This window comes from Planomonospora sp. ID82291, from assembly GCF_015711645.1.
GTDB lineage: Bacteria > Actinomycetota > Actinomycetes > Streptosporangiales > Streptosporangiaceae > Planomonospora.
Genome location: NZ_JABTEX010000004.1, coordinates 40,696 through 65,038 on the forward strand (window position 1 = coordinate 40,696; position 24,343 = coordinate 65,038).

Sequence of the window (24,343 nt, forward strand, 5' to 3'; positions counted from 1 at the left end):
CCGCCCCACGCCCGGCACCGCCCGAGGGGGCGGCCGGGGCGTGCGGTAGGTTGCGACCGCGGGCGTCCGGCGGCCCTCCGCGCGGCGGCCCCCGGTACGGCGGCCGGTCGGACCGGCGGTCCGGCGACCCGTCCGACCAGCGGTTCCCCGAGGGAAAGTGATCGTCAAGTGAGCCCGGAGAACGTCGTCCCGCCCCCGCTGCCCGTCGTGTGGCGGCCGAAGACGGGGCGGATCGTGGCCTACGGCTTCGCGGCCGTGCTCATGGCGGGCGCGGTGGTGATGGCGGTCCTCCTGCCGCCGCCGTTCACCCTCGCCGACAAGGTCGCGGTGGTCGCGCTGGCCGGGGCGGTCGCCGGGGTGCTGCACCTGCTGGGGCGGTGCCGGGTGGAGGCGGACGAGCAGGGGATCACCCTGGTCAACGCCCTGCGGGTGCACCGCTACGCGTGGCCCGAGGTGATCGCCGTCACCCTGGTCGAGGGTGAGCCGTGGGCGCGGATCGACTTCGCCGACGGGACGGCCATCGGAGCCATGGGACTGCAGGGATCGGAGAAGGGGCGCACCGTGCGCCAGGTGCGCGAACTCGCCGCGCTCATCCGTGAGCGCGGCGAGGCCGAGGAGCACGGCTGACGGGTCCGTCAGCCGGCCAGGGCGGGCGGCTCCCACGAGGCCGCGCCGAGGTTCTCGCGGCGGCCCTCCAGGATCTGCTCGATGTTCCCCGGGGAGAGCGGCGGCGCGAAGTGGAAGCCCTGCGCCAGCCGGTAGCCCAGCTCGTGCAGCCGCTCGGCCTGGGCCGCGGTCTCCACGCCCTCGGCCACGGCGCTCAGCCGCAGCGCCCGGGCGATGTGCAGCAGCGAGGTGGCGATCGCCGCCTGCTCGGTGTTCCCGGTCACCCCGTCGATGAACAGCTTGTCCACCTTGAGCACGTCCACCGGGCAGGTGCGCAGCAGGCCGAGCGAGGAGTGCCCGGTGCCGAAGTCGTCCAGGGCGATCGCGACGCCGAGCTCCTGGACGGCGTGCACGGTCTCCACCGCGAGCCCCCCGTCGAACACGGACGTCTCGGTGATCTCCACCACCAGGTCGGCCGGGCTCAGCCCGGTCTCGGCCAGCACCTCGGCGACCGTCTCGGCGAAGGACTGCTCCCGCAGCTGCCGCGCCGAGACGTTCACGCTCATCTTCACCGGTGCGGCCGGGCCGTACCGGTGCTTCCAGTCGGCCATCTGGCGGCAGGCCTCCCGCAGCACCCAGGCGCCGAGCTCGACGATCATCCCGGTGCGCTCGACGACCGGGATGAACTCCGCCGGGGAGACCAGCCCGCGCTCCGGGTGGCGCCAGCGCACCAGCGCCTCCACTCCGGACAGCTCGCCGCCGGGCAGCGTGACGACCGGCTGGTACAGCAGGAACAGCTCGCCCCCGTCCAGAGCCCGCCGCATCTCCGCCTCCAGCCGGGCGTGCTCGAGGGCGCGGACGTCCAGGTCCGGGGTGTAGCGCACGTACCGGCTCTTGCCCCGCTCCTTGGCGGTGTACATGGCCACGTCGGCGCAGCGCAGCAGCTCGCTGGCGCCCGCGTCCCGCGCGCTGTCGACCAGGCCCACGCTGGCCTGCACGAGCAGCTCGTGGCCGTCGACGCCGACCGGCGTCCGGAGCGTCCGGATGATCCGCTCGGTGATCTGCCCGGCCTCGGCGGGCGTGACGTCGATCAGCAGCACGGCGAACTCGTCGCCGCCCAGCCGGGCGACCGTGTCGTACCACCGCACGCACGCCCGGAGCCGGTGGGCGACCGCCACCAGCAGGGCGTCGCCCACCGCGTGCCCGAGCCGGTCGTTGACCGCCTTGAAGTCGTCCAGGTCGATCAGGGCCAGCGCGGAGCCGCGGAGCCCGGTGTCGGCGAGCGCCTCGGCGGTGCGCTCGGCGAACAGGGCCCGGTTGGCGAGCTGGGTCAGCGTGTCGTGGGTGGCCTGGTGGGACAGCTGCCGCTGCAGGCTGGCGTTGTCGCGGAAGGCCACGATCTGGCGGATCACCACCAGGGTGGTGAGGGCGATCGTCGCGGCCGCGATCACGCGGATCTCCGGCTCCGGCCGCTGGGCGGAGACCAGCAGCAGGACGTCGACCGCCGCGATCGCGCCGTACGGCAGCAGGCTGAACGACCGCCGTCGCGGAGCGGCGGCCGACCTGGACGTGGCGTGCTTCTGCCGCTCCACGGCCAGGCCGATGCAGAAGGCGATGAGCGGGAGGCTGAAGTGGGTGGTGGTGAGGTGGGTCTCGTCCTTGATGAGCGGGGAGAGCCCGCCGCTCAGCGCCGCCACGACGAACGACATCCCCAGGGCCACCAGGACGTTGCGGGGCAGCGGCCCGGCCCCGGCCAGCGCCACCTTGACCGCGGCGAGCACCTCGACGAAACCCAGCGCGGCCAGCAGCGGGGCGGACCAGGACGAGTGCGCGACGTCGAGCAGGTGCGGCGCGGTGCGCAGCATCAGGTACCAGGCGAACAGCACCGCCGCCAGCATGACGATCCCCGCGTCCAGCCCCAGCGTCAGGAGCGCCTGCCGGGAGCGCCGCCCGATGGGCAGCCGCAGCAGGGCCCAGATGGTGATCAGCAGGGCGACCAGGTACAGCGCCAGGGCGAGCGGCCCGATGTACGGGGCCGTCCCCCCGGTCAGGGCGAGCATGTCGTGGGCGTTGCTCGCCAGCCCGGCCGTGAGCAGGCCCACGGCCAGGCTCAGGTGCCGCCAGAACGACCGCGCGGCACGCGACAGCTCCGCGGAGCGGGAGACGTCCGCGCAGGCGAGCGTGGCGAGCGCGCTGGAGCCGACCACCGGGATCCAGGGCACGACGGGCCAGGGGGGAACGCTCACCATCCCGAGGGCGAACCAGCCGAGGCCGAACACGGCGAGCGCACCGAGGGCGATCTGTATCGGCTGGCGCCGGACGCGCTCCGGGACGATGCGCGACAGCGCAGTCCGGCCTTGCAGGTCACCCGCCATCGCGTGTTCTCCGTCGTCTCTGGGCGTCTCGGTGCGGACACACCCATCGGCGGGAGGACCCCGGTCCTGAGGCATTCGCCCTCCCGGCCGGGCCGAGGGCTCAGGTCTCCTCGGAGAAGCGCTCCGCCTGGTCGGTGTCGCCCGCGACGAGCAGGGTGTCGCCGGAGCCGATGACGGTCTGGGAGGTGGCGTAGGTGAACTTCTCGCCGGGCTTCTTGACCGCCACCACGGTCACGCCGTACTCCGTGCGGATGCCGAGGTCGCCCAGCGTCCTGCCGGCCGCCCAGCCGGGGGCCTTGGTCTTGATCAGGGCGTATTCCTCGTCGACCTCCACGTAGTCGAGCATCCGGCCGGTGACCAGGTGCGCGACCCGCTCGCCCATGTCCGCCTCGGGCTGCACCACGTGGCGGGCGCCGACCCGCTGCAGGATCCGGGCGTGCTGGCGGCTGATCGCCTTGGCCCAGATGTCGGACACGCCGAGGTCGGTCAGGATCGAGGTGGTCAGGATGCTCGACTCGATGTCGGTGCCGATGCCGACGACCGCCCGGCCGAACTCGGCCACGCCCAGCTGGGTCAGCGCCTCGGGGTCGGTGGAGTCGGCGCAGACGACGTGGGTGAGCCGGCCGGAGAACTCCTGCACGTTCCTGGAGTCGCTGTCCACGCCGAGCACCTCGACGCCGCGGACGACGAGCTCGGCCGCCAGCGACCCGCCGAAGCGGCCCAGGCCGATGACCACGACGGCGGCGTCGTGGTCGACGCGGTTCTTCTTCTCAGCCAACGAGGGGACGCTCCTCCGGGTAGCGGAACCTGCGGGTCTGGACGTGCAGGGCCAGCGCGGCGCCGAGGGTGACCGGGCCCAGCCGGCCGATGAACATCAGGACCGTCAGGACCAGGTGCCCGGCGGTGCCGACCTGGGCGGTGATCCCCGTGGAGAGCCCGACGGTGCCGAACGCGGAGATCACCTCGAACAGTACGCGGTCGAGCGCGAACGGGGTCAGCATCATCATCACCAGCGTGCCGGTGACCACCGACGCCACGCTGACCAGGGCGATGGTGAGCGCCTGGCGCTGCAGCTGCTCGGAGATGCGGCGGCGGCCCGCGGTGACGTCGGGCTCGCCGCGCAGCTCGGCCAGGATGACGTAGCCCAGCAGGGCGAACGTGGTCACCTTGATGCCGCCGCCGGTGCTGGCGCTGCCGGCGCCGATGAACATCAGCACGTCGCTGATCAGCCAGGAGTTCTCGTGCATCTGGGAGGTGTCGACGGAGTTCAGGCCGCCGCTGCGGGTCATCGCGCTGTGGAAGAAGCCGGCCAGGATCCGCAGGCCGGGGGAGAGCGGGCCGAACGTCGCGGGGTTGCTCCACTCGGAGATCGTGATGGCCAGGGCGCCGCCGAACAGCAGGATCGCGGTCATCCCGAGTGTGATCTTGGCGTGCAGGGACCACCGGGACGGCCGCCGCCAGTGCCGCCGCAGCACGGCGTAGACCGGGAAGCCCAGGCCGCCGACGACCACGGTCAGCGCCAGCGGCAGGCAGACCCACACGTCGCGGACGAACCGCATCACGCTGTCGGGCCAGAGCGCGAACCCCGCGTTGGTGAACGCCGAGACCGCGTGGAAGACCCCGTGGTAGACGGCGCGGCCGAACGGCTCGCCGTACCCGATCATGAAGCGGCCGGCGAGGATCGCGGCCGTCACCGCCTCCACCGCCAGCGTGACCTTGACGACGCCCACGATCACCTGGCGGATGTCACCGGGGCCGAGGGACCCGGTCTCGGCCTGGGTGCTGAGCCGGGTGCGCAGCCCCAGCCTGCCGGAGACGAGCAGCGCGAGGACCGAGGCCAGCGACATGATCCCGAAGCCGCCGATCTGCATCAGCACCAGGATGACGACCTCGCCGAAGGTCGTCCAGTGCCCCGCGGTGTCGAGCACGGCCAGGCCGGTGACGCAGACCGCCGAGGTCGCGGTGAACAGCGCTGCGGTCCACGAGGCCTCCTGGCCCGGCGCGACGGCGATGGGCAGGCAGAGCAGTCCGGTGCCCGTGCAGACCACCCCGAGGAACGCCAGGACGACCACTCTCGACGGCGAGGTGACCCGCCCGGCCGGATTGCTCACCGGGAGAGGATACCGGCGTCCGGGACCGATCATCAGGACCCGGGCGTCCGGACGGCCGCCGCGCGGTGATCGCGGTGCGGCCCTGGATTCCCCGGTTCTCCGGCGCGTAGTCTGAGGCGGTGCTGAGGCGGACAATCACGGCATCGGATCTCGCCTCGCCCGGGCAGCTGGCCGAGCTGCTCGACCGGCGGGCCTACCTGGCCGACGAGGGTCTGGCGACGGCGGCGTTCCTCGCGCTGCGGATGGGCCGCCCGCTGTTCCTGGAGGGCGAGGCGGGCGTCGGCAAGACCGAGCTGGCCAGGACGCTCGCCGACGTGCTGGACGCGCCGCTGATCCGGCTCCAGTGCTACGAAGGACTGGAGGCCTCCCAGGCCCTCTACGACTGGGACTTCGCCCGGCAGCTGTTGCACCTCAAGGCCGCCGAGGCGGGCGGGGGCGCCGACGCGGCCCGGCTGGAGGGCGAGGTCCACGACCGGCGCTTCCTGATCGCCCGGCCGCTGCTGCGGGCGGTCGAGACCCAGCCCAGCGTGCTGCTCGTCGACGAGATCGACCGGGCCGACGTGGAGTTCGAGGCGATCCTGCTGGAGGTCCTGTCCGACTTCGCGATCTCCGTCCCGGAGCTCGGCACGATCCGCGCCCGGACCCCGCCGGTGGTGGTGCTGACCTCCAACCGCACCCGTGAGGTGCACGACGCGCTCAAGCGGCGCTGCCTCTACCACTGGCTGGAGCACCCCTCCTTCGAGCGGGAGGTGGAGATCCTGCTGCGCCGGCTCCCCGAGTGCTCCCGGACCCTCGCCGAGCAGGTCGCCGGGGCGGCCGGCCGGCTGCGCGGGGCCGGCCTGGTCAAACCGCCCGGTGTCGCCGAGACCCTCGACTGGACCGAGGCCCTGCTCGCCCTGGGCGCGCGGGAGCTGGACCCCGGGGCGGCGGCGGCCACGCTGGGCGCGCTGCTCAAGCACCGGGAGGACCACGAGGCCGTGCGCGGGAACGGACTGCTCGGTGCCCCCTGAGGCCGGGGCGGCGCCGGAGGCCGCGCCAGGGGGGCTGGTGGCGGTCATGACGGGGTTCGCCAGGAGCCTGCGGGCCGCGGGGGTCCCCGCCGACCACGAGCGGACCCGGAACCTGCTGCGCGCCCTGACCCACCTGGACGCCGCCCGCCCCGGCGACGTGTACTGGGCGGGCCGCGCCACCCTGTGCGCCTCCGCCGACGACCTGCCCCGCTACGACCGGGTCTTCCGGGCCTACTTCGGCGGGGCGCGTCCGGGCCGCGCGCGGGGGGAGGCGGTCACCGTCACCCGGCACACGGCGCTGCCCGGCGGGACCTCCGGCGAGCCCGGCGGCGACCCTCCCCTGGCCGCCGGGGCGAGCGCGACGGAGGTGCTGCGCGGCCGCGACGTGGCCGGGCTGACCGCGGCGGAGCTGGCCGAGGTGCACCGGCTGCTCGCCCTGCTCCGGGCCGGGCGCGAGCAGCGCGTCTCCCGCAGGTTCCGGCCGGCGCGCCGGGGGCGGATCGACGTCCGGCGGACGGTGCGCGAGGCCCTGCGCCGGGGCGGGGACCCCGCCCGGCTGCACCGCCGCGCCAGGAGGACGCGGCCCCGGCGGGTCGTGCTGGTGGTGGACGTGAGCGGCTCCATGACCCCCTACGCCGACACCCTGCTGCGCCTGGCCCACGCCCTGGTCGCGTCCGAGCCGGGGGCCACCGAGGTGTTCAGCGCGGGCACCCGCCTGACCCGGCTCACCGCCGAACTGCGCCACCGCGACCCGGACCGGGCCATGGAGGCCGTCTCGCGGGCGATCCCCGACTGGAGCGGCGGGACCCGGCTGGGGGAGGAGCTGCGGGAGCTGCTGCGCGGCGGCGACGCCCGGGGCGCGACCGTGGTGATCGCCTCCGACGGCTGGGAGCGCGGTGACGCCTCGCTGCTCGGGGCGCAGATGGCCCGGCTGTCGCGGACGGCGCACCGGGTGGTCTGGGTCAACCCGCACCGGGGCCGGGAGGGCTACCGGCCGCTCACCGCGGGGATGCGCGCGGCCTGGCCGTCCATCGACGACTTCGTGGCGGGGCACAGCCTGGCCGCGTTCGAGGAACTGGCCCGGCTGCTGGGAGGCGCCCGTGCGTGACGTGCTGTCGCAGATCGTCCGCTGGTGGGAGGCGGGGGAGACCTTCGGGCTGGCCACCGTGGTGGCCACCTTCCGCAGCGCGCCCCGCCCGCCCGGCGCGTCGATGGCCGTGCTCGGCGGGGAGGCCGAGGGCAGCGTCTCGGGCGGCTGCGTGGAGGGGGCCGTCTACGAGCTGGCGGGCGAGGTGGCCGCCTCCGGCGCGCCGGTTCTGCAGCGGTACGGCGTGAGCGACGACGACGCGCTCTCGGCCGGCCTGACCTGCGGCGGCGTCCTCGACGTGTTCGTGGAGCCGGTCTCCCGGCGGACCTTCCCCCAGCTGGGGGAGATCGCGGCCTCCGTGCGCGGGCACGAGCCGGTGGCGGTGGCGACGGTGCTGTCGGGGCCCGGCCGGATCGGGGCCCGCCGGGTGGTCTGGCCGGACCGCTCGTCGGGCTCACTGGGTCCGGCCCGGCTGGACGAGGCGGTCGACGACGACGTGCGGGGCATGCTCGCGCAGGGCCTCACCGGCGTCAGGCGGTACGGCGCGCACGGCGAGCGGCGCCTGGACGAGCTGGCCGTCTTCGTGCACTCCTTCGCCCCGCCGCCCCGCATGCTGGTCTTCGGGGCGATCGACTTCGCCGCCGCGGTGGCCGGGATCGGGAAGTTCCTCGGCTACCACGTGGTGGTGTGCGACGCCCGGCCGGTCTTCGCCACGGCCAAGCGCTTCCCCGAGGCCGACGAGGTGGTCGTCAGGTGGCCGCACGACTACCTGACCTCGGCCGCGGTGGACGAGCGGACCGTGATCTGCGTGCTCACCCACGATCCGAAGTTCGACGTCCCGCTGCTGGAGGTGGCGCTGCGCACCCCCGCGGGCTACGTCGGGGCGATGGGGTCGCGCCGTACCCACGCCGACCGGCTGGAGCGCCTGCGCCGGGCGGGGCTGACGGAGGCCGAGCTGGCTCGGCTCCGCTCGCCGATCGGCCTGGACCTGGGTGCCCGGACCCCCGAGGAGACCGCGGTCTCCATCGCCGCCGAGCTGATCCAGCTCCGCTGGGGCGGCTCGGGCCGGCCGCTCACCGGTGGATCCGGCCGCATCCACGGTGCGGGGCACGGTGGCGGTCACGGTGAGGGGCATGGTGAGGGCGCGTGAACCCGGCCGACCGCGGAGGCGGGTGCGCGGGGCTGCTGCTGGCGGCCGGGTCGGGCTCGCGGCTGGGCGGGCCGAAGGCGCTGGTGGAGTTCGGCGGGGAACGGCTGGTGGACCGGGGGGTCCGGACGCTCCGCGACGGCGGCTGCCGTCCGGTGGTGGTGGTGCTGGGCGCGGCGACCGCGCAGGTGCGCGGGGCCGTGACCGTGCGCAACCCCGGCTGGCGCTCCGGGATGGGCTCGTCGCTCCGGCTGGGTCTGGAGGTGCTGCCGCCGGACGCCGGGCACGTGGTGGTGGCGCTGGTGGACCAGCCGCTCATCGGGGCGGCCGTGGTCGGGCGGCTCGTCCGGGCGGGGCGGGACGGCGCCCCGATCGCGGTCGCCACCTACGGCGGCGCGCGGCGGAACCCGGTGCTGATCGCCCGGGAGCACTTCGCGGGGGTCGCGGAGCTCGCCGTGGGCGACGTCGGGGCCAGGCCGTTCCTGCGCGCCCACCCCGAGCTGGTCGTCGAGGTGCCCTGCGACGGCCTGGGCGACCCCGCCGACATCGACACCCCCGCCGACCTCGAGAAACTGTCGGCGCCGCGACAGGCCCCGAGCCGCGGCGCGTCAGCGTCGCGATAGACGCAGCGAGGCGACCGCCGCACGGTGGTCGCTGCCGACGGCGGGCTCGACGCCCGCGCTGGTCGCGGTGAGTCCCCGGTAGAGGATGTGGTCGGGGCGGGTGATCGGGAACGAGGAGGGCCAGGTGAACCCGAACCCCGTCCCGGCCTCCTCCTGGGCGTCGGTGAGCGGCGGGACCAGATCGGCGCGCTTGCGGTCGGTGGTGGCGGTGTTGAGGTCGCCGAGCAGCAGCAGGCGCTCGCTGTCGTCGGCGTCGACGAGCCGCCGGGCGTGGGCCAGCGTCCGGTCGCGCTGGGTCGTCTCGCCGGGCCGCGCCGAGGCCAGGTGCACGACGTAGACGGTCACCCTCCCCTTGGGGGTCTCCACCACGGCCCGCAGCGCCCGCACCCAGTCCAGGCCGATGTCGGCCTGGCTCCGCTCGACGATGGGGAAGCGGCTCCACAGCCCGACCGTGCTGATCTGCACCTTGTGCGGGAAGAGGGCGTCGAGCTCCGCGGCGGCCGGGCCGCCGGGGGTCAGCTCCTGGGCGGCGAACAGGTCCCGGCCCTTGGCGACGGTCCGCACGGCCAGTCCGGAGGAGCCGTTGACCACGCCCACGTTGAGCGTGGCGACGGACAGGTCGCTCGGCCCGCCGGGCGCGGTGCGCAGCAGGTCCGGACCGAACAGGACGCCCCAGACCGCCGCCGGGAGCAGGGCCGCGGCGGCGGCCGTCCGGGATCTGGCGAGCAGCGCGCCGAGGAGCAGGACGGGCACCGCGGTCCCCAGCCAGGGGAGCAGGCTCTCCAGCACCGGGGTGAACCCGCCGAACTCCGGCAGCAGCCCGTGCCCGCCGAGGACCAGGGCCACCGTCACCGCCACCGTCACCACCACCGCGACGATCACCCGTCTCAGCACACCGCTCCTCATCCGCCCGCCGTTCGGGAAAGGCGTTCCATGCCCCGGAACGCGTAGGGTACTCGCCCCGGGCCCGGGGGTTGGTGTGCGGCGGCGGAGTCGATAGCCTTTGTTGCGGAGACAACGGAACAACATTCGGTTTCGTCGGCGTGCGGAAGGACGATCTCACGATGCGTATCGGTATGGCCCTGAACTACTCGGGGGGCTTCAAGGAGACGGTGGCCGAGCTGGCCGACTACGAGAAGGCCGGTCTCGACATCGTCTTCGTCGCCGAGGCCTACAGCTTCGACGCGGTCAGCCAGATGGGCTACATCGCGGCCAGGACCGAGCGGCTGCAGATCGCCTCGGGCATCCTGCCCGTCTACTCGCGGACGCCGACCCTGCTGGCGATGACCGCCGCGGGCATGGACTACGTCTCCGACGGCCGCTTCACCCTCGGGCTGGGCGCCTCCGGACCGCAGGTCATCGAGGGCTTCCACGGCGTGCCGTACACCGCGCCGCTCGGCCGGACCCGCGAGGTCATCGAGATCTGCCGCCAGGTCTGGCGCCGCGAGCGCGTCGAGCACCAGGGCAGGCACTACACGATCCCGCTCCCCGCCGACCAGGGCACCGGCCTGGGCAAGCCCCTCAAGCTCATCAACCACCCGGTCCGCGAGCGCATCCCCGTCGTGATCGCCGCCATCGGCCCCAAGAACGTCGAGCTCGCCGCCGAGATCGCCGAGGGCTGGGAGCCGATCTTCTACATGCCGGAGAAGGCCGCCGACGTCTGGGGGCCCTCGATCGCGGCGGGCAAGGCCAAGCGCGCCCCCGAGCTCGGCGAGCTGGACGTCATCGCCCAGGCGAGCCTCGCCATCGGCGAGGACGTCGCGGGCTGGCTGGAGCTCGGCCGCCCGATGGCCGCCCTCTACATCGGCGGCATGGGCGCCAAGGGCAAGAACTTCTACAACGACCTCGCCCGCCGCTACGGCTACGAGAAGGAGGCCGAGCAGATCCAGGAGCTGTACCTGTCCGGCAAGAAGGACGAGGCCGCCGCCCTCGTCCCGCAGGAGCTGCTGGAGTCGATGTCGCTGATCGGCTCGGAGGGCTTCGTCCGCGACCGGCTCCAGGCGATGCGGGAGTCCGGCGTGACGACGATCAACGTCACCCCGCTCGGCCGCACGCACGACGAGCGCATCCGGCTCATCGAGAAGGTCAAGGAGCTCGCCTCCTGACGGAGCGTCCCGGGGTCCCGGCCGCGACCGGGACCCCGCTCCCGTCTTTCGACGGACTCCGCACGACGGGGGTCCGGACCCTTCCGGGGACCCCTGTGACCTATGTCACCTGACATGGGAGGAATGTCCCCGTGGCCGGGGATGTTCCCACCCTCCGTGAGGTTCTCCCTGACGTCCGTGCGGCTGGTCGAGCGGCTCCACGTCGACCTGTGCCGCCTCAACGGCGATCTCTGTCGCTAGAACGCGCCTTCGAGTCCTTTTCCTCACCCGCATGACCGTGTCCGCTCCGGCATGCCCTTTCTCGGAAGTCACGTTCGTGAAGAGATTCTCCTTCTCCCTGCAGCTCCTGCTGGGTCTCGTCGTCGGCGTCGCCCTGGGCCTGGTCGCCCGCGCCGGCGAGGTCGCCTGGCTCGCCACCACGCTGACCCAGGTCGGCTCGATCTTCGTCCAGCTCCTCAAACTCGCCGTCCCGCCGCTGGTCTTCACCGCCGTCGTGGTCAGCGTGGCCAACCTGCGCAACGTCAGCGGCGCCGCCCGGCTCGCGGGCAGGACGCTCGGCTGGTTCATGGTCACCTCGCTCGCCGCGGTGGCCGTCGCCATCGGCCTCGGCCTGCTGATCGACCCCGGCCGGGGCGTCACCGTCGCGCTCGACGGCGCCAAGGCCGTGGACCTCGAAGGCGCCGGAACCTGGACCGACTTCCTGACCGGCATCATCCCGACCAACATCGTCACCGCGTTCACCGAGCTCAACGTCCTGCAGATCGTCTTCCTGGGGGTCGTCCTCGGCGCCGCGGCGATGGCGGCCGGGGAGAAGGCCGAGCCGTTCCTCGCCCTGAGCCGCTCGGTCCTGGAACTGGTCCAGAAGGCCCTGTGGTGGGTCATCCGGCTGGCCCCGATCGGCACCGCGGGCCTGATCGGCAAGTCCGTGGCCACCTACGGCTGGGACCTGCTGGCCCCGCTGGCCAAGCTCAGCGCGGGGGTGTACGCCGGCTGCCTCGTGGTCCTGCTGGTGATCTACCCGGCGCTCCTCGCCCTCGTCGGCAGGGTCAACCCGCTCACCTTCTACCGCAACGCCTGGCCCGCGATCGAACTGGCCTTCGTCTCCCGCTCCTCGGTCGGCACCATGCCGCTGACCCAGCGCGTCACCGTCGAGCGCCTCGGCGTCGACCGCGACTACGCCTCCTTCGCGGTGCCGTTCGGCGCCACCACGAAGATGGACGGCTGCGCCGCCGTCTACCCGGCGCTCGCCGCGATCTTCGTGGCCCAGGTCTTCGGCGTCCCGCTCGGGATCGGCGACTACCTGCTGATCGCGTTCGTCTCCGTGGTCGGCTCCGCCGCCACCGCGGGCCTGACCGGCGCGATCGTGATGCTCACGCTGACCCTGAGCACGCTCGGCCTTCCGCTGGAGGGGGTCGGCCTGCTGCTGGCCATCGACCCGATCCTCGACATGATCCGCACCGCCACCAACGTCGCCGGCCAGATGGTCGTCCCGGTCCTAGTGGGCAGGTCGGAGGGGCGGCTGGACGAGGAGGTCCTGAACGCCCCGCCGCAGTCCCTGGAGGAGCCGCCCGCCGCGGCGCGCGGGAGCCGGGAGGCGACCCCCGAGCCCGCCCTGGCCTAGCGGCCCGCACCGGCCGTGCGGCCCGCGTCCGATCGGGGCGCGGGCCGTACGGCGGCGCGGAGTCCGGTGGGTCCCGCGTCCGACCGGGGCGCGGGCCGTACGGCGGGTGCGGAGCCAGGAGGTCCTGCGGCGGAACCGGGGCGCGGGTGCGGGCGCGATGGAGAACCGGAGCGCGGGTGCGGGCACGGTAGACTAGACGATCGAGTTCCGATCACCGATCCGCCCCGGGTCCGCCCCGAGGGACAGGACCCGCGGGGGACCCCGCAGTGCCCCTGAGGGACCCTGCGGGGACAAGGCGCTCAGGGCGCCCCCCGCGGGGGAGGCGCCCCTGACGCGTGAGGACGGGCCGGAGCTCCCCACACCGGACGACCAAAGAGCTGCTCGTCCCCAAGAGCGGCCGTACGCAGGAGAAACCAGTGGCGACGACGAACGACCTCAAGAACGGTCTCGTGCTCAAGCTCGAGGGCGGTGAGCTCTGGACGGTTGTGGAGTTCCAGCACGTCAAGCCCGGCAAGGGCGGTGCGTTCGTTCGCACCAAGCTCAAGAACGTGCTGTCCGGCAAGGTCGTCGACAAGACCTTCAACGCCGGCGTCAAGGTCGAGGTGGCCAACGTCGACAAGCGCGAGATGCAGTTCTCCTACATGGACGGCGAAGAGTTCGTCTTCATGGACACCGAGACCTACGACATGCTCCACGTCTCGCGCGCCGCGGTCGGCGCCGCCGCCGACTACCTGCTGGAGAACATGCTCGCCACCGTGGCGATCAACGAGGGCAACGTGCTCTACGTCGACCTGCCCGCGGCCGTCGAGCTCACCATCGCCGAGACCGAGCCGGGCCTGCAGGGCGACCGCTCCACCGGCGGCACCAAGCCCGCCAGGCTGGAGACCGGCGCGGAGATCAAGGTCCCGCTGTTCATCACGACCGGCGAGAAGGTCAAGGTCGACACCCGCACCGGCGATTACCTCGGCCGCGCCTGATGTCGGCACGCGGCAAGGCGCGCAGGCGCGCGCTGGACGTCCTGTTCGAAGCCGAGGCGCGCGGCGAGGACCCGCTCCGGGTGCTCGCCGAGCGGCTGGAGCGGGCCGACCCGCCGGTCAACGAGTACACCTCGACGATCGTCGAGGGCGTGTGCCGGCACCGGTCGCGCATCGACGAGCTGATCACCACCTACGCCGAGGGCTGGACGCTCGACCGCATGCCCGCGGTCGACCGCAACCTGCTGCGCGGCGGCACCTACGAGCTGCTCTGGATGCCGGACGTCCCCGAGGGCGTCGTCATCAGCGAGTGGGTCGGCCTGGCCTCCGAGCTGTCGACGGACGAGTCCCCGCAGTTCGTCAACGGCCTGCTGGCCCGGTTCAAGCAGCTCAAGCCCTCTCTGGCACTGTAGGTTCCGCGGCTCCGCAGGGGGTTTCGCCCCTCCTGCGGACGGGCGGGCGCCCGGGCGCGTCGCCGGTTGCACCGGCGCGGCGTAGGCTGGGCTCGTCACCGACGAAGGAGGCGATCGGAAGTTGCATGCCGTAGGCACCTCACGGCAGCCGGGGGCTCCGGCGGTCCGCACCGCCGTCGTCTGGGACGTCCTGCGGACGGCGCTGGCCGATCGCGTGGCCGTGACCGGCCGCACCCGTCTCGACATCGTCGACGCCGGCGGCGGCACCGGGGGCTTCGCCGTGCCGCTCGCCGCACTCGGGCACGCCGTCACGGTCGTGGACCCCAGCCCCGACTCGCTGGCCGCGCTGGAGCGCCGCGCGGCCGAGGCGGGCGTGGGCGTCCGCGCGCTGCAGGGGGACGCGTCCGACCTGGGAGACCTCCTCCCCGCAGACGGCACCGACCTGGTGCTCTGCCACAGCGTGCTGGAGTACGTCGAGGACCCCGGCGGGGCGCTGGCCGCGATGTCCCGCCTGCTGCGGGAGGGCGGCATGGTCAGCGTGCTGGCCGCCAACCCGCTCGCCGCCGCGCTGCACCGCTCCGTCTCCGGCCGGTTCGACGAGGCCCTGACGGCGCTCGGCGACCCCGAGGGCCGCTGGGGCGACCGCGACCCCACGCCCCGGCGCTTCACCCGGGAGTCCCTGGTGCGGCTCCTCGGCACCTCGGGTCTGCGACCGGGCGAGGTCCACGGCGTGCGCGTCTTCGCCGACCTCGTGCCCAGCCGCCTGCTCGACGGCGAGCCCGGAGCGGCCGCCGCGCTGATCGCCCTGGAGCAGGCCGCGGCCGAGCACCCCGTCCTCCGGGACATCGCCTCCCAGCTGCACATCCTCGGCCGCCGATGAGGTCCGCGCCGAACGGGTGTTCGCATAGGATGGCGCCGTGTCGAGGAAACAGCAGGTGCCCCGGCCCGGTGGCGACCTGGGCGGGGACGACAGCGGCTGCCCGATCCTCCATGTCGACATGGACGCCTTCTTCGCGAGCGTCGAGCTGCGCGAGCGGCCCGACCTCGTCGGCACGCCCGTCATCATCGGCGCCCCCGGCCCGCGCGGCGTCGTGCTCAGCGCCACCTACGAGGCGAGGAGGTACGGCGTGCACTCGGCGATGCCCATGACGCGGGCACGTCGGCTGTGCCCGCGGGCCACGGTCATCCCGCCGAGCCACGGCAGGTACTCCGAGGTCTCCCGGGGCGTCATGGAGATCTTCCGGACCGTCACCCCCGAGGTGGAGCCGATCGCCTCCGACGAGGCCTTCCTGGACGTCTCGGGGGCGCGCCGCCGGCTCGGCCCGCCGGCCGCGATCGCCGCCATGATCCGCGAGCGGGTCGCCGCCGAGCACCGCATCACCTGCTCGGTCGGGGTGGCGAGCAGCAAGTTCGTGGCCAAGCTCGCCTCGCAGCACTGCAAGCCCGACGGGTTGTTCGTGGTGCCGGCCGACAGGGTGGTGGACTTCCTGCACCCGCTGCCGGTGGCGGTCCTGTGGGGCGTGGGGGAGCGCACGGAGCGCTCCCTGGCACGGCTCGGCGTCGCGACCGTCGGCGACCTGGCCAGGACCCCGGTGGAGACCCTCCAGCGCGAGCTGGGCCGGTCCTCCGGCGCCCACCTGGCCGCGCTGGCCTGGGGCCGCGACGACCGGCGGGTCACCCCGCACGTGCCCGACAAGAGCATCGGCGCCGAGGAGACCTTCGCCGCGGACGTGGACGACCCGGTGGAGATCCGCAGGGAGCTGCTCCGCCTGTCGGAGCGGGTCGCCGCGCGGCTCCGGGAGGGCGGTCACGCCGGCCGCACGGTCAGCGTCAAGCTCCGCCGCGCCGACTTCACCACCCTCTCCCGGTCCCGGACCCTGGCCGAGCCCACCGACGTCGCCCGGGAGCTGTACTCCGTCGCCTGCGAGCTGTACGCCGCCTCCGGCCTGGAGGGCGCCCTGATCCGCCTGGTCGGGGTGCGGGTGGAGAACCTCCTCCCCGCCGACGGCGCCCCCCGGCAGCTCGCCCTCGGCGAGCGGGAGACGGGCTGGCGGGAGGCCGAGCGGGCGATGGACCGGGCGGCGCGGAGGTTCGGCCGCGACGCGGTGCTGCCCGCCTCGCTCGTCCGCCCCCGACCCGAGGAGGGAAGGCCGTGATCGCACCTCCGGTTTGGACTACGTTGGACGTTTTCTTTCGTCTACGTCTACAGCCTCGTATTCTGGGGATAACCGACCGCGAGGTTCGGACACCCCGTGTCGTCCGTCACCGTTTTCCCCGTCCTGGGGCTGTCCTTGGGAGGCGCCGTGCCGCTCTCTGAGCACGAGCAGCGCCTGCTCGACCAGATCGAGCAGGCCCTCTACGCCGAGGACCCGAAGTGGGCCAATACCGTAAGGATCAGTGATCCGCGCAGTCACTACAAGCGGCGTCTGGTGAAGGCCTCCATCGGCTTCGTCCTCGGCGTCGTCCTGTTGATGGTCGGCGTTGTGATCAACCTCATCCCCCTCGGCGTCGGCGGTTTCGTGGTCATGCTCGCGGCGTGCTTGTGGGGTCTGTCCAGTTGGAAGCGGATGAACGGGTTCGGTGAGGGCTCCTCGTCCCCGGCTCCCCGCGGGCAGCGGGGAGGCAAGGCGGCCGGCCGCGGCGGCTCCCGTCAGAGCTTCATGGAGCGGATGGAAGAGCGCTGGCGCCGCCGCCACGACGAGCGCTGACCTCCGCCGCCGGGTTTTCGCGGGCCATCGGATGAGCCGCCCCTCACGGGGCGGCTCACGGTTACCGGGACGTCTCCGCGCGCCCGGTGACCGGATGACGGTTCCTGACCGGATGACGGTTCCGCCGTTCCCCGCAGGTGGAAAGACCCCTGGCGGGCCGGTGGATACGGACCCCTGACGGGCCTCTGACGGTGGGAAGGCCCTCTGACGGGCCTCTGACGGGCCTCTGACGGCGGGAAGGCCCCGGCGACGCCGGGGCCTTCCCCTTTCCCGGGCCTGCCTCGCTCCCGCCGGGTGCCTCCCCGTCAGGCGTCCCTGCGGGCCGGGAGCCTGATCCGGATGTTCCCCAGCCGGTCGAACCCGTCGAGCATCCGCGCTCCCGCCGTCCGGATCCGCAGCAGCGTGGACGGGGGGAACAGCACGGCCCGGATCCGCCTTCCGCGCGACACGGCGGCGGCCAGGGCCCGCCGGACGCGCCGGACGTCCTCGCCCAGGGGGCCGGTCTCGCCGGGCGTCCTGGCGAAGAGCAGGCGCTCCACCGCCGCGGCGATCCTCGTCACCGAGGCCGTCGCCTCGGCGTCGAACCCGTACTGCCGTGCCAGGCGCCGGGCCAGCGCCCGCGGGCTCTCGCTCGGCTCCCGCACCATGCCGTAGTCGCACAGGGCGTCGTCGAGTTCCGCCCAGGCCGCCGACACCGCCGCCTCCGCGGTCCTGTCCCGGTCGGCCCTGACCGCCGTGACACCGGCCGCCGCCGAGGACTCCCGGACCGGCCCGGACGGACGGGAGTAGAGGCGCCGGCGCCGCCGCCGCGTCATGTGGCCGATCAACGCCGGGATCAGGAGGGTCAGCACGGCGAGGGCCGTCCCGATCCCCGCCTTCGCGGCGGTCGGCATCCCCTCGTCCACCAGCAGCGGCGCGCCGCCGGACTCCCGGTCGAACGCGGGGTTGCGGCGGGCGGCGGACGGCCCGCTCGACGCGCCGGCGCCGGTGGGGCCGGCGCTGGGGGTCGCGGACGGCTCGTCGCCGGCGTCGGTGAGGACCTCGGGGTAGGTGTAGAAGGGCCGGGAGGCGCTGGCCTGCCCGGTCGGGCCCGCCGGAGTGGGCTCGAAGCGGAGCCAGCCCGCGCCCTCGAAGTAGAGCTCGGGCCAGGCGTGCGAGTCGTGCGCCCGCACGTTCCACCGGCCGGAGAGGCTGGCGCCGCCGGTGTAGCCGATGGCGACGCGGGAGGGGATGCCCAGGGTCCGGGCCAGCACCGCCATCGAGGCGGCGAACTGCTCGCAGTAGCCGGACTTGCTGAAGAACAGGAAGTCCAGCAGGGCGGAGCCGTTGTGACCCTGCGTGGCCAGGCTGTAGGTGAACCCGCCCGTGGTGGTGAAGAACTCCTGGAGCAGGAGCGCCTTCTCGTAGGGGGTGGTACCCTCCCCGGTCTGCTCCTGGGCCAGCCGCCGGAGCTCCGAGGGCAGGTCGTCCGGGAGCGCCAGGTACCTCCTCCGGATCTCCTCCGGCGCCTGCCCCGCGGACTTGAGCATGGCCGCCGTGGGCTTGGGTTCGGTGCTGACGACCTCGTAGTCGACTCCTCCGGCGGTGTCGCTGTGGGAGAACACCATGAGCGTGTCCCGGTCGGGCCGCCAGTCCCCGTCGATCCGGATCGTGCCCGGCGGGTACGGCAGCGGCAGGAACTTCAGGTCCCTGACCTCGTCGCTCACCGAGATCCGGGTGGTGACCGGGGCGGCGGGCACGCTCGGGCTCTGTCCCGGGGCCGGAGGCAGGGGCCCCTCGGAGGTGCGGTCCTCGGGCCGCCCGGTCGGCTTCGTCATCGTCCACTGTTCGCCGTCGAAGACGTCCAGCGAGTACAGCCGCAGATAGCGGGGGGCGTTGTCGCTGGTCAGGTAGGTGAGGACGGTGGAGTTGGCCGGCAGCTCCAGCTCCCGGCGCAGGTTGGCCACCGGGTCGGGGAAGCTGATCGCGCTGCCGCTCCCGCCCTTGCCGCCGCCCACGCCGAAGCCGAACAGCGGGTCGGGCTCCAGGGTGGGCAGCAGCGAGGGCAGCAGGATGGCCAGGGCGATCGCGGTGAAGCCGACCCGCTTGCCCGACAGCCGCAGGGCGGAGGGGTCGTCGGCGGGACGGGGGGCCACGAAGGAGGGCGCCCGGCGCACCAGCACCGTCCGCCCCCAGTGGCCGACCCGTTCCCGCCCGTCGGCGACCAGCAGCCCCAGGAAGCCCAGTGCGCCGAGGACGACCGTCCACCAGCCGAGCGGGTCGTCGAGGAACGAGGCGGGGACCACGAACAGCGACAGCAGCGGCAGACCCGCCAGTGCGGCCCGCCGGAGCCGTACCGCGAGGAAGTCCACGCAGATCGCGATCAGTCCGACGCCGCTGCAGGTCAGCAGGGTGATCCCGGCGCCGGCGGGGACCGGGACCGCGAACCGCTGGATGTCGGTGAACCCGTCGGCCGCCAGTCCCGCCAGCCCGAGGAGCGCATCCTTGGTGGGCACCACCCGGGCCCAGGCCTCCCTGCCGGTGAACACCGCCGTCAGGTAGACCCCGACGGCCGCCAGCTGCGCCACCGGGACCAGCCGGGACGGCAGCGCGTAGCGGGTGGCCAGCATGCCGACCCCGGTCACCGTGAGGATGATCCCGAGGCTCGTCCAGAACCAGGCGCCCCCCTGGAAGAGGGGATGGAGCGCGATCGCCACCGCTCCGGTGGCCACGCCCGACATGATGGGAAGTCTCATGAGCCGCCCCCGGTGAGTGCGAATCGCCCGCGCTGCGCCGCGTCCGGCCACACGTCCGCGATCGAGGCGCCCGCGGGCAGCCGGACGATGCGCCAGCCCGCCCCGGCGAGCACCGCCTGCGCGGCCCGGTACTCCCGGCCGTCGCCGAGATCGGGCCGCTCCCAGCCCGCCACGTCCAGCAGCACGGCCACGCCGGTGACGTTGCCGTGCCTGAGCCGGGCCAGGGACTGCGCCTCCTGCAGGGTGACGCCGCCGAGCACCGCCACGATCAGCCCGTCTCCGCCGCCCTGGCGCAGCGCGGTGACGCCGTACTCCAGCGACCGCGCCGAACTGGCCCGGATCACGGAGAGGGCGTCCAGCAGCGACCAGCTCAGCCCGGTGTCGGTGAGGTGCCCGATGCCCTGCGCGGTCTCCTGCGCGGTGCCCTGGTCGGTGACCAGGCGCAGGCCCAGTCCCTCGTGGGCCAGGTGGACGCCGATGGAGGCCGCGGCCGAGACCGCCGTCTCGAAGGAGGACCGGGGCCCCTCGCCGCGGTGCGCGTGCCTGCGGGTGTCCAGCAGCAGGGCGCCCCGGCTCTGCCACTGCTGCTCCTCGCGCCGCACCATCAGCTCGCCGTGCCGGGCGGTCGAGCGCCAGTGCACCCGCCGCAGGTCGTCGCCCTGCCGGTACTCGCGCGGCGCGACGTCGTCGTCGCCCGCCGCCGCCACACTCCTGGTACGGCTGTCGCCGCCGCCCGTCCACTCGCCGGACAGGCGGACGTGGGGCAGCGGCACCACCTGGGGGATCACCACCAGCGTGTCGCTGACGGTGAACGACCGGGTCAGCTCCACCAGGCCGAAGGGGTCGCTGATCCGGATCGAGAGCGGCCCGATGGGGAAGCGGCCGCGCAGGTCGGAGCGGACCCGGTAGTCGATCTCCCGGACGCCCCGCGGCTCCACCTGGTCCAGGACGAACCTGGGCCGGGCGCCGAGCGCGTAGGGGACGGTGTCCTCGATCATCAGCAGGCCGGTGGGCAGCCGGGTGACGTTCTCCAGCCGGAGGGTCACGGCGGCCTCGCTGCCGACCTCGGCCCGGGGCGGGTCGAGACGCCGCGCGCAGCTCAGCCGGTAGCGGGTGCGCGCCACCACCGCGGCCGCGACCAGGGGGAGGGAGACGACCAGCACTCCGACGCGGAGCAGGTCGTGCTCCCCGATGAAGAAGGCGCAGGCCAGCGCCGCGGACCCGGAGGCCAGGAAGGACCGGCCGCGCGTGGTGAGCGCCCTGAGCCCGGTCATCGCGTCACCCTCCCGTGCGGCCGGACGGCCGCGGGCGCCCGGCCGCGTCGGCCGCCGGGGGCGCGGGCCCGCCCGTCCCGCGGGCTCGTCGGGCTCATCGGGCCTGCGCCTCGGGCACGGGCACCCGGCGGACCAGCTCGGTGATCACCTGCTCGGGCGGGCGGCGCTGGCCCTGGGCCTCGACGCTGGGCAGCAGGCGGTGGGCCAGCACGGGCAGGCACAGCTCCTGCAGGTCGTCGGGGATGACGTAGTCGCGCCCGGCGAGCGCGGCGTGCGCCCGGGCTGCGCGGACCAGCTGCAGGGTGGAGCGCGGGGAGGCGCCGAGCCGCAGGTCGGGGGAGTGGCGGGTGGCGGTGACCAGGTCGATCGCGTACTTCTTGATCGGCTGGGAGACGTAGACCCCGCGCACCGCCTCGATCAGGGCGCGGACCTCGGCGGTGGTGGCGACCGGCTCCAGCTTGTCGATCGGGGAGGCGGCGCCGTGCACGTCGAGCATCTCCAGCTCGGCGGCCGGCTCCGGGTAGCCCATCGCGATCCGTGCGGTGAAGCGGTCGCGCTGCGCCTCGGGGAGGGGATAGGTGCCCTCCATCTCGATCGGGTTCTGGGTGGCGATCACCATGAAGGGCGCGTCGAGCGGATAGGTGGTGCCGTCGACGGTGACCTGGTGCTCCCCCATGCACTCCAGCAGGGCCGACTGCGTCTTGGGGGAGGCGCGGTTGATCTCGTCGCCGACCACGATGTTGGCGAACACCGGTCCCGGCTTGAACTCGAACTCCCTGGTCTGCTGGTTGTAGGCGCTCACTCCGGTGATGTCGCTGGGCAGCAGGTCGGGGGTGAACTGGACACGACGCACCGGGCAGTCGATGGACCGCGCCAGGGCCTTGGCGAGCATGGTCTTGCCGACGCCGGGCACGTCCTCGATGAGCAGATGGCCTTCCGCCAGCAGGACGGTCAAGGTCAGGCGGATGACGTCGCTCTTGCCCTCGATGACCGATTCGATCGCCTCGCGGATCCGGTGCGCGGTGGCCACCAGGTCGTCGAGCCGAGGTGAGACGTCATGGGTTACTGCCACCAGGCCTCCATGAGGGTGCGGCGGTTGCGCGCCGGGGGTACGTGTTGCGGGGGGCCGATGTGGCCCCTCTCCCATTGTGAGTGCCGACACTACGTCTCCGCGGGTTCCTCGGCGACTTTATGCGGTCATTGAGGTCTATTTCGGGTGAATAGCCCACAGTGTGTGCGGCGAATGTTTGTTTTCCGGGCACCCCGGGTCCGCGTCCCGTGCCGATCCGCGACCTCTTCTGGATGCGTTCTCCTCTCCGTGCCTCCCGCTCCTTCGGCCGCTGGTCCATCCGGCGTGCCGTGCCGGTCCGTGTGTCCGGCACGTGCGTCCGTGCCGTGCCGGTCCGTGTGTCCGTCCTGTGGACCCGTCCGGGTTCCGCCGCCCCGTCGACACGCCCGCGGCGCTTGACGGCCCGCTCGCCCGCTCCACTCTGCTCCACCCCTGCTGACCTGCGAGAACACTGGCCGATCCGAGCGGGGATCCGGCTGGAATCAGTTGACGGTGGGGAGAAGTGGAGTATGGTGGTGCGCAGTGGAGGGCCGAGCTGTGGAGAGAGTGCAGCGCCGAGCGTTCCACTGGGTACGGGAGGTGGGGGCCGATGTTCCTCGGCACTCACCATCCGCGCCTCGATGACAAGGGACGGCTGTTCCTGCCGGCGAAGTACCGTGAGGAGCTGGCGGAGGGTCTGGTGATCACCAAAGGCCAGGAGCGCTGCCTCTACGTATTTCCCGTAGAGGAGTTTCAGCGCATCACCGAGGCTCTGCGAACCGCGCCGGTGACCGCGAAGGCGGTCCGCGATTACAGCCGTGTCTTCTTCGCCGGTGCGTCCGACGAGTTCGCTGACAGACAAGGCCGGGTCACCATCCCGCAGGCTCTGCGTGAGTACGCCCGCCTGCAGCGCGACTGCGTGGTCATCGGAGCCAACACCCGGTTGGAGATCTGGGACGCGCAGGCCTGGGACGTCTATCTGGCCGATCAAGAGCAGGCCTTCGCCGATCTGTCGGAGGAGGTGCTGCCAGGGATTCTGTGATTCCACGGTCGACTCATCGGTGAACACGTCGTTCGGCGAGGTCTCCACCCGCAACCAGCCGCGCACCAGCTGATGCACCTTCCCCGGTGTCAGGTGGCGCGCGGACACGCGGGTGCGGATGGGGACCTGGCCGGACGGCCCGGGGTGGGGGCCTGTCAGAGCCTGCTTCGCAAACCCCGTACTCTGCGGTGGCGGCGCCGGGACGGCGTCCCCCCGCGTTGCCACCTCGCTCCACCAGAAGCCTCGCCCGGCCCGCGCCCGTCGCGGGCCGGGCGAGGCTGGTCGGCGTCCGGGCCGGGGCGCCCCGTCGCCGTGCGGCGGACCCGTCCGGGACGGCCGGGTGAGGCGGGCGAGGTCCGCGAAGCAGGTTCCACGACACCGATGAACGTCCGCCGCGTATCCGCGAGCGGGGCGGCGAAGGGGGGGTGTGCTCCATGCACGCCGAGAACGACAGGAACGATCCTCAGGAGCCGGGCGGGCACGTGCCCGTGATGCTCGAGCGCGTGCTCGAACTGCTGGCCCCCGCACTGGACCGGCCCGCACCCGTGGTCGTCGACGCGAACCTCGGCCTCGGCGGGCACGCCGAGGCCCTGCTGGCCGCCCACCCCTCGCTCCACCTCGTCGGGATCGACCGCGATCCGACCGCGATCGAGCGCTCGGCGGCCAGGCTCGCGCCGTACGCCGCCCGGACCACGCTGGTCCGCGCGGTCTCCGACGAGCTCGCCGACGTGCTGGCCGGGATCGGCCGCCCCCGGATCGACGGGGCGCTGTTCGACCTCGGCGTCTCCTCGCCCCAGCTCGACGAGGCCGAGCGGGGCTTCGCCTACTCCTACGACGCGCCGCTGGACATGCGGATGGACCGGGAGGAGGAGCTGACGGCCGAGAGCGTCGTCAACACCTATCCCGTCGCCGAGCTGATCCGGATCCTGCGTGACTACGGCGAGGAGAGATTCGCCCCGCGTGTCGCGCACCTCATTGCCAAGGAAAGGGCCAGGGAAGCCATAACGTCTACCAAGCGGCTTGCGGAGATCGTTCGTACGGCGATCCCCGCGGCCACGCGGAGGACCGGAGGGAATCCCGCAAAAAGGACTTTCCAGGCGTTGCGAATCGAGGTGAACGCGGAGTTGACGGCACTGGAGAGGGCGCTGCCCGCGGCACTCGACGCGCTGACGCTCGGCGGCCGCGTCGTCGTGCTCGCCTACCACTCTCTTGAGGATCGGTTGACCAAGCAGATCCTCACCGCACGAACCCGGGACACCAGCCCTCCGGGGCTGCCCGTCCCGCTCCCGGCTCACCAGCCGAGGTTCGCCCTGCTGACGAAGGGAGCCGAGCTCCCGAGCGAAGAGGAGGTGGCCCGCAACCCGCGGGCGGCCTCTGCCCGGTGCCGGGCGGCAGAAAGGATCCGTGAGGCAGTTGACGAGAGCTGAGCCAGACGTCCGCCGCGCCGCTCCCGGCCGTGACAGG

21 protein-coding genes are annotated in these 24,343 nt (G+C 73.5%); 14 read left to right on the forward strand and 7 right to left on the reverse strand.

The window, feature by feature from the left end:
- Positions 1 to 168: 168 nt before the first annotated feature.
- Complete coding sequence (locus tag HS045_RS24770; RefSeq protein ID WP_196453886.1) at positions 169 to 627, forward strand: PH domain-containing protein; 459 nt, start codon at positions 169 to 171, stop codon at positions 625 to 627.
- 8 nt (positions 628 to 635) lie between these two features.
- Here the strand turns inward: HS045_RS24770 and HS045_RS24775 are convergent, their stop codons facing one another.
- The 3 genes from HS045_RS24775 to HS045_RS24785 all read right to left on the reverse strand — a co-directional run bounded on the left by HS045_RS24775 (position 636) and on the right by HS045_RS24785 (position 5,092).
- Positions 636 to 2,981 carry a bifunctional diguanylate cyclase/phosphodiesterase gene (locus tag HS045_RS24775; protein ID WP_196453887.1) on the reverse strand — a complete coding sequence of 782 codons (2,346 nt, stop codon included), beginning with the start codon at positions 2,979 to 2,981 and terminating at the stop codon, positions 636 to 638.
- Between the two features lie 100 nt (positions 2,982 to 3,081).
- Positions 3,082 to 3,759 (reverse strand): TrkA family potassium uptake protein, encoded by a 678-nt coding sequence (locus HS045_RS24780; RefSeq protein ID WP_196453888.1) that lies wholly within the window; start codon positions 3,757 to 3,759, stop codon positions 3,082 to 3,084.
- Positions 3,752 to 5,092 (reverse strand): potassium transporter TrkG, encoded by a 1,341-nt coding sequence (locus HS045_RS24785; protein WP_307827695.1) that lies wholly within the window; start codon positions 5,090 to 5,092, stop codon positions 3,752 to 3,754. The genes HS045_RS24780 and HS045_RS24785 overlap by 8 nt, the downstream gene beginning before the upstream one ends.
- Positions 5,093 to 5,211: 119 nt before the next feature.
- Between HS045_RS24785 and HS045_RS24790 the strand changes: the two genes are divergently transcribed.
- From HS045_RS24790 to HS045_RS24805, 4 genes are read left to right on the forward strand one after another with little or no spacing between them, the layout of a single operon-like run.
- Positions 5,212 to 6,102: a MoxR family ATPase gene (locus tag HS045_RS24790; protein WP_307827696.1), complete on the forward strand. Its 891-nt coding sequence runs from the start codon at positions 5,212 to 5,214 to the stop codon at positions 6,100 to 6,102.
- Complete coding sequence (locus tag HS045_RS24795; protein WP_307827697.1) at positions 6,092 to 7,210, forward strand: VWA domain-containing protein; 1,119 nt, start codon at positions 6,092 to 6,094, stop codon at positions 7,208 to 7,210. Before HS045_RS24790 ends, HS045_RS24795 begins: the two co-directional genes overlap by 11 nt.
- Complete coding sequence (locus tag HS045_RS24800; RefSeq protein WP_196453890.1) at positions 7,203 to 8,339, forward strand: XdhC/CoxI family protein; 1,137 nt, start codon at positions 7,203 to 7,205, stop codon at positions 8,337 to 8,339. The genes HS045_RS24795 and HS045_RS24800 overlap by 8 nt, the downstream gene beginning before the upstream one ends.
- Positions 8,336 to 8,959, forward strand: coding sequence for an NTP transferase domain-containing protein (locus HS045_RS24805; RefSeq protein WP_196453891.1), 624 nt, complete (start codon positions 8,336 to 8,338; stop codon positions 8,957 to 8,959). Before HS045_RS24800 ends, HS045_RS24805 begins: the two co-directional genes overlap by 4 nt.
- On the opposite strand, the gene HS045_RS24810 is transcribed toward HS045_RS24805, so the two are convergent.
- Positions 8,945 to 9,853 (reverse strand): endonuclease/exonuclease/phosphatase family protein, encoded by a 909-nt coding sequence (locus HS045_RS24810; protein WP_196453892.1) that lies wholly within the window; start codon positions 9,851 to 9,853, stop codon positions 8,945 to 8,947. The genes HS045_RS24805 and HS045_RS24810 overlap by 15 nt on opposite strands.
- Before the next feature lie 170 nt (positions 9,854 to 10,023).
- Between HS045_RS24810 and HS045_RS24815 the strand changes: the two genes are divergently transcribed.
- The 7 genes from HS045_RS24815 (at position 10,024) to HS045_RS24845 (ending at position 16,780) form a co-directional block, all read left to right on the forward strand.
- Positions 10,024 to 11,064: an LLM class F420-dependent oxidoreductase gene (locus HS045_RS24815; protein WP_196453893.1), complete on the forward strand. Its 1,041-nt coding sequence runs from the start codon at positions 10,024 to 10,026 to the stop codon at positions 11,062 to 11,064.
- Positions 11,065 to 11,380: 316 nt separating this feature from the next.
- Positions 11,381 to 12,685: a dicarboxylate/amino acid:cation symporter gene (locus tag HS045_RS24820; protein ID WP_307827698.1), complete on the forward strand. Its 1,305-nt coding sequence runs from the start codon at positions 11,381 to 11,383 to the stop codon at positions 12,683 to 12,685.
- A 416-nt stretch (positions 12,686 to 13,101) separates the two neighbouring features.
- Positions 13,102 to 13,662 carry an elongation factor P gene (efp, locus tag HS045_RS24825; RefSeq protein ID WP_196453895.1) on the forward strand — a complete coding sequence of 187 codons (561 nt, stop codon included), beginning with the start codon at positions 13,102 to 13,104 and terminating at the stop codon, positions 13,660 to 13,662.
- Positions 13,662 to 14,072 carry a transcription antitermination factor NusB gene (gene nusB / locus HS045_RS24830; protein ID WP_068894171.1) on the forward strand — a complete coding sequence of 137 codons (411 nt, stop codon included), beginning with the start codon at positions 13,662 to 13,664 and terminating at the stop codon, positions 14,070 to 14,072. Before efp ends, nusB begins: the two co-directional genes overlap by 1 nt.
- Before the next feature lie 121 nt (positions 14,073 to 14,193).
- Positions 14,194 to 14,952, forward strand: a complete 759-nt coding sequence (locus tag HS045_RS24835) for a bifunctional 2-polyprenyl-6-hydroxyphenol methylase/3-demethylubiquinol 3-O-methyltransferase UbiG (protein ID WP_196453896.1) — start codon at positions 14,194 to 14,196, stop codon at positions 14,950 to 14,952.
- A gap of 37 nt (positions 14,953 to 14,989) precedes the next feature.
- Entirely contained in the window at positions 14,990 to 16,228 is a 1,239-nt protein-coding gene (gene dinB, locus HS045_RS24840; RefSeq protein WP_196453897.1) for a DNA polymerase IV, read from the forward strand.
- Between the two features lie 147 nt (positions 16,229 to 16,375).
- Positions 16,376 to 16,780: a DUF3040 domain-containing protein gene (locus HS045_RS24845; protein WP_068894447.1), complete on the forward strand. Its 405-nt coding sequence runs from the start codon at positions 16,376 to 16,378 to the stop codon at positions 16,778 to 16,780.
- 305 nt (positions 16,781 to 17,085) lie between these two features.
- On the opposite strand, the gene HS045_RS24850 is transcribed toward HS045_RS24845, so the two are convergent.
- The 3 genes from HS045_RS24850 to HS045_RS24860 all read right to left on the reverse strand — a co-directional run bounded on the left by HS045_RS24850 (position 17,086) and on the right by HS045_RS24860 (position 21,861).
- On the reverse strand, positions 17,086 to 19,515 hold the full coding sequence (locus tag HS045_RS24850) for a DUF3488 and transglutaminase-like domain-containing protein (protein WP_196453898.1): 2,430 nt from the start codon (positions 19,513 to 19,515) through the stop codon (positions 17,086 to 17,088).
- Positions 19,512 to 20,789: a DUF58 domain-containing protein gene (locus tag HS045_RS24855; protein WP_196453899.1), complete on the reverse strand. Its 1,278-nt coding sequence runs from the start codon at positions 20,787 to 20,789 to the stop codon at positions 19,512 to 19,514. Before HS045_RS24855 ends, HS045_RS24850 begins: the two co-directional genes overlap by 4 nt.
- Positions 20,790 to 20,883: 94 nt before the next feature.
- Positions 20,884 to 21,861, reverse strand: a complete 978-nt coding sequence (locus HS045_RS24860) for a MoxR family ATPase (RefSeq protein WP_196453900.1) — start codon at positions 21,859 to 21,861, stop codon at positions 20,884 to 20,886.
- 586 nt (positions 21,862 to 22,447) lie between these two features.
- Between HS045_RS24860 and mraZ the strand changes: the two genes are divergently transcribed.
- Positions 22,448 to 22,879 (forward strand): division/cell wall cluster transcriptional repressor MraZ, encoded by a 432-nt coding sequence (mraZ, locus tag HS045_RS24865; RefSeq protein WP_196453901.1) that lies wholly within the window; start codon positions 22,448 to 22,450, stop codon positions 22,877 to 22,879.
- Between the two features lie 434 nt (positions 22,880 to 23,313).
- Positions 23,314 to 24,306: a 16S rRNA (cytosine(1402)-N(4))-methyltransferase RsmH gene (gene rsmH / locus HS045_RS24870; RefSeq protein WP_196453902.1), complete on the forward strand. Its 993-nt coding sequence runs from the start codon at positions 23,314 to 23,316 to the stop codon at positions 24,304 to 24,306.
- The last annotated feature ends 37 nt before the right edge of the window (positions 24,307 to 24,343 follow it).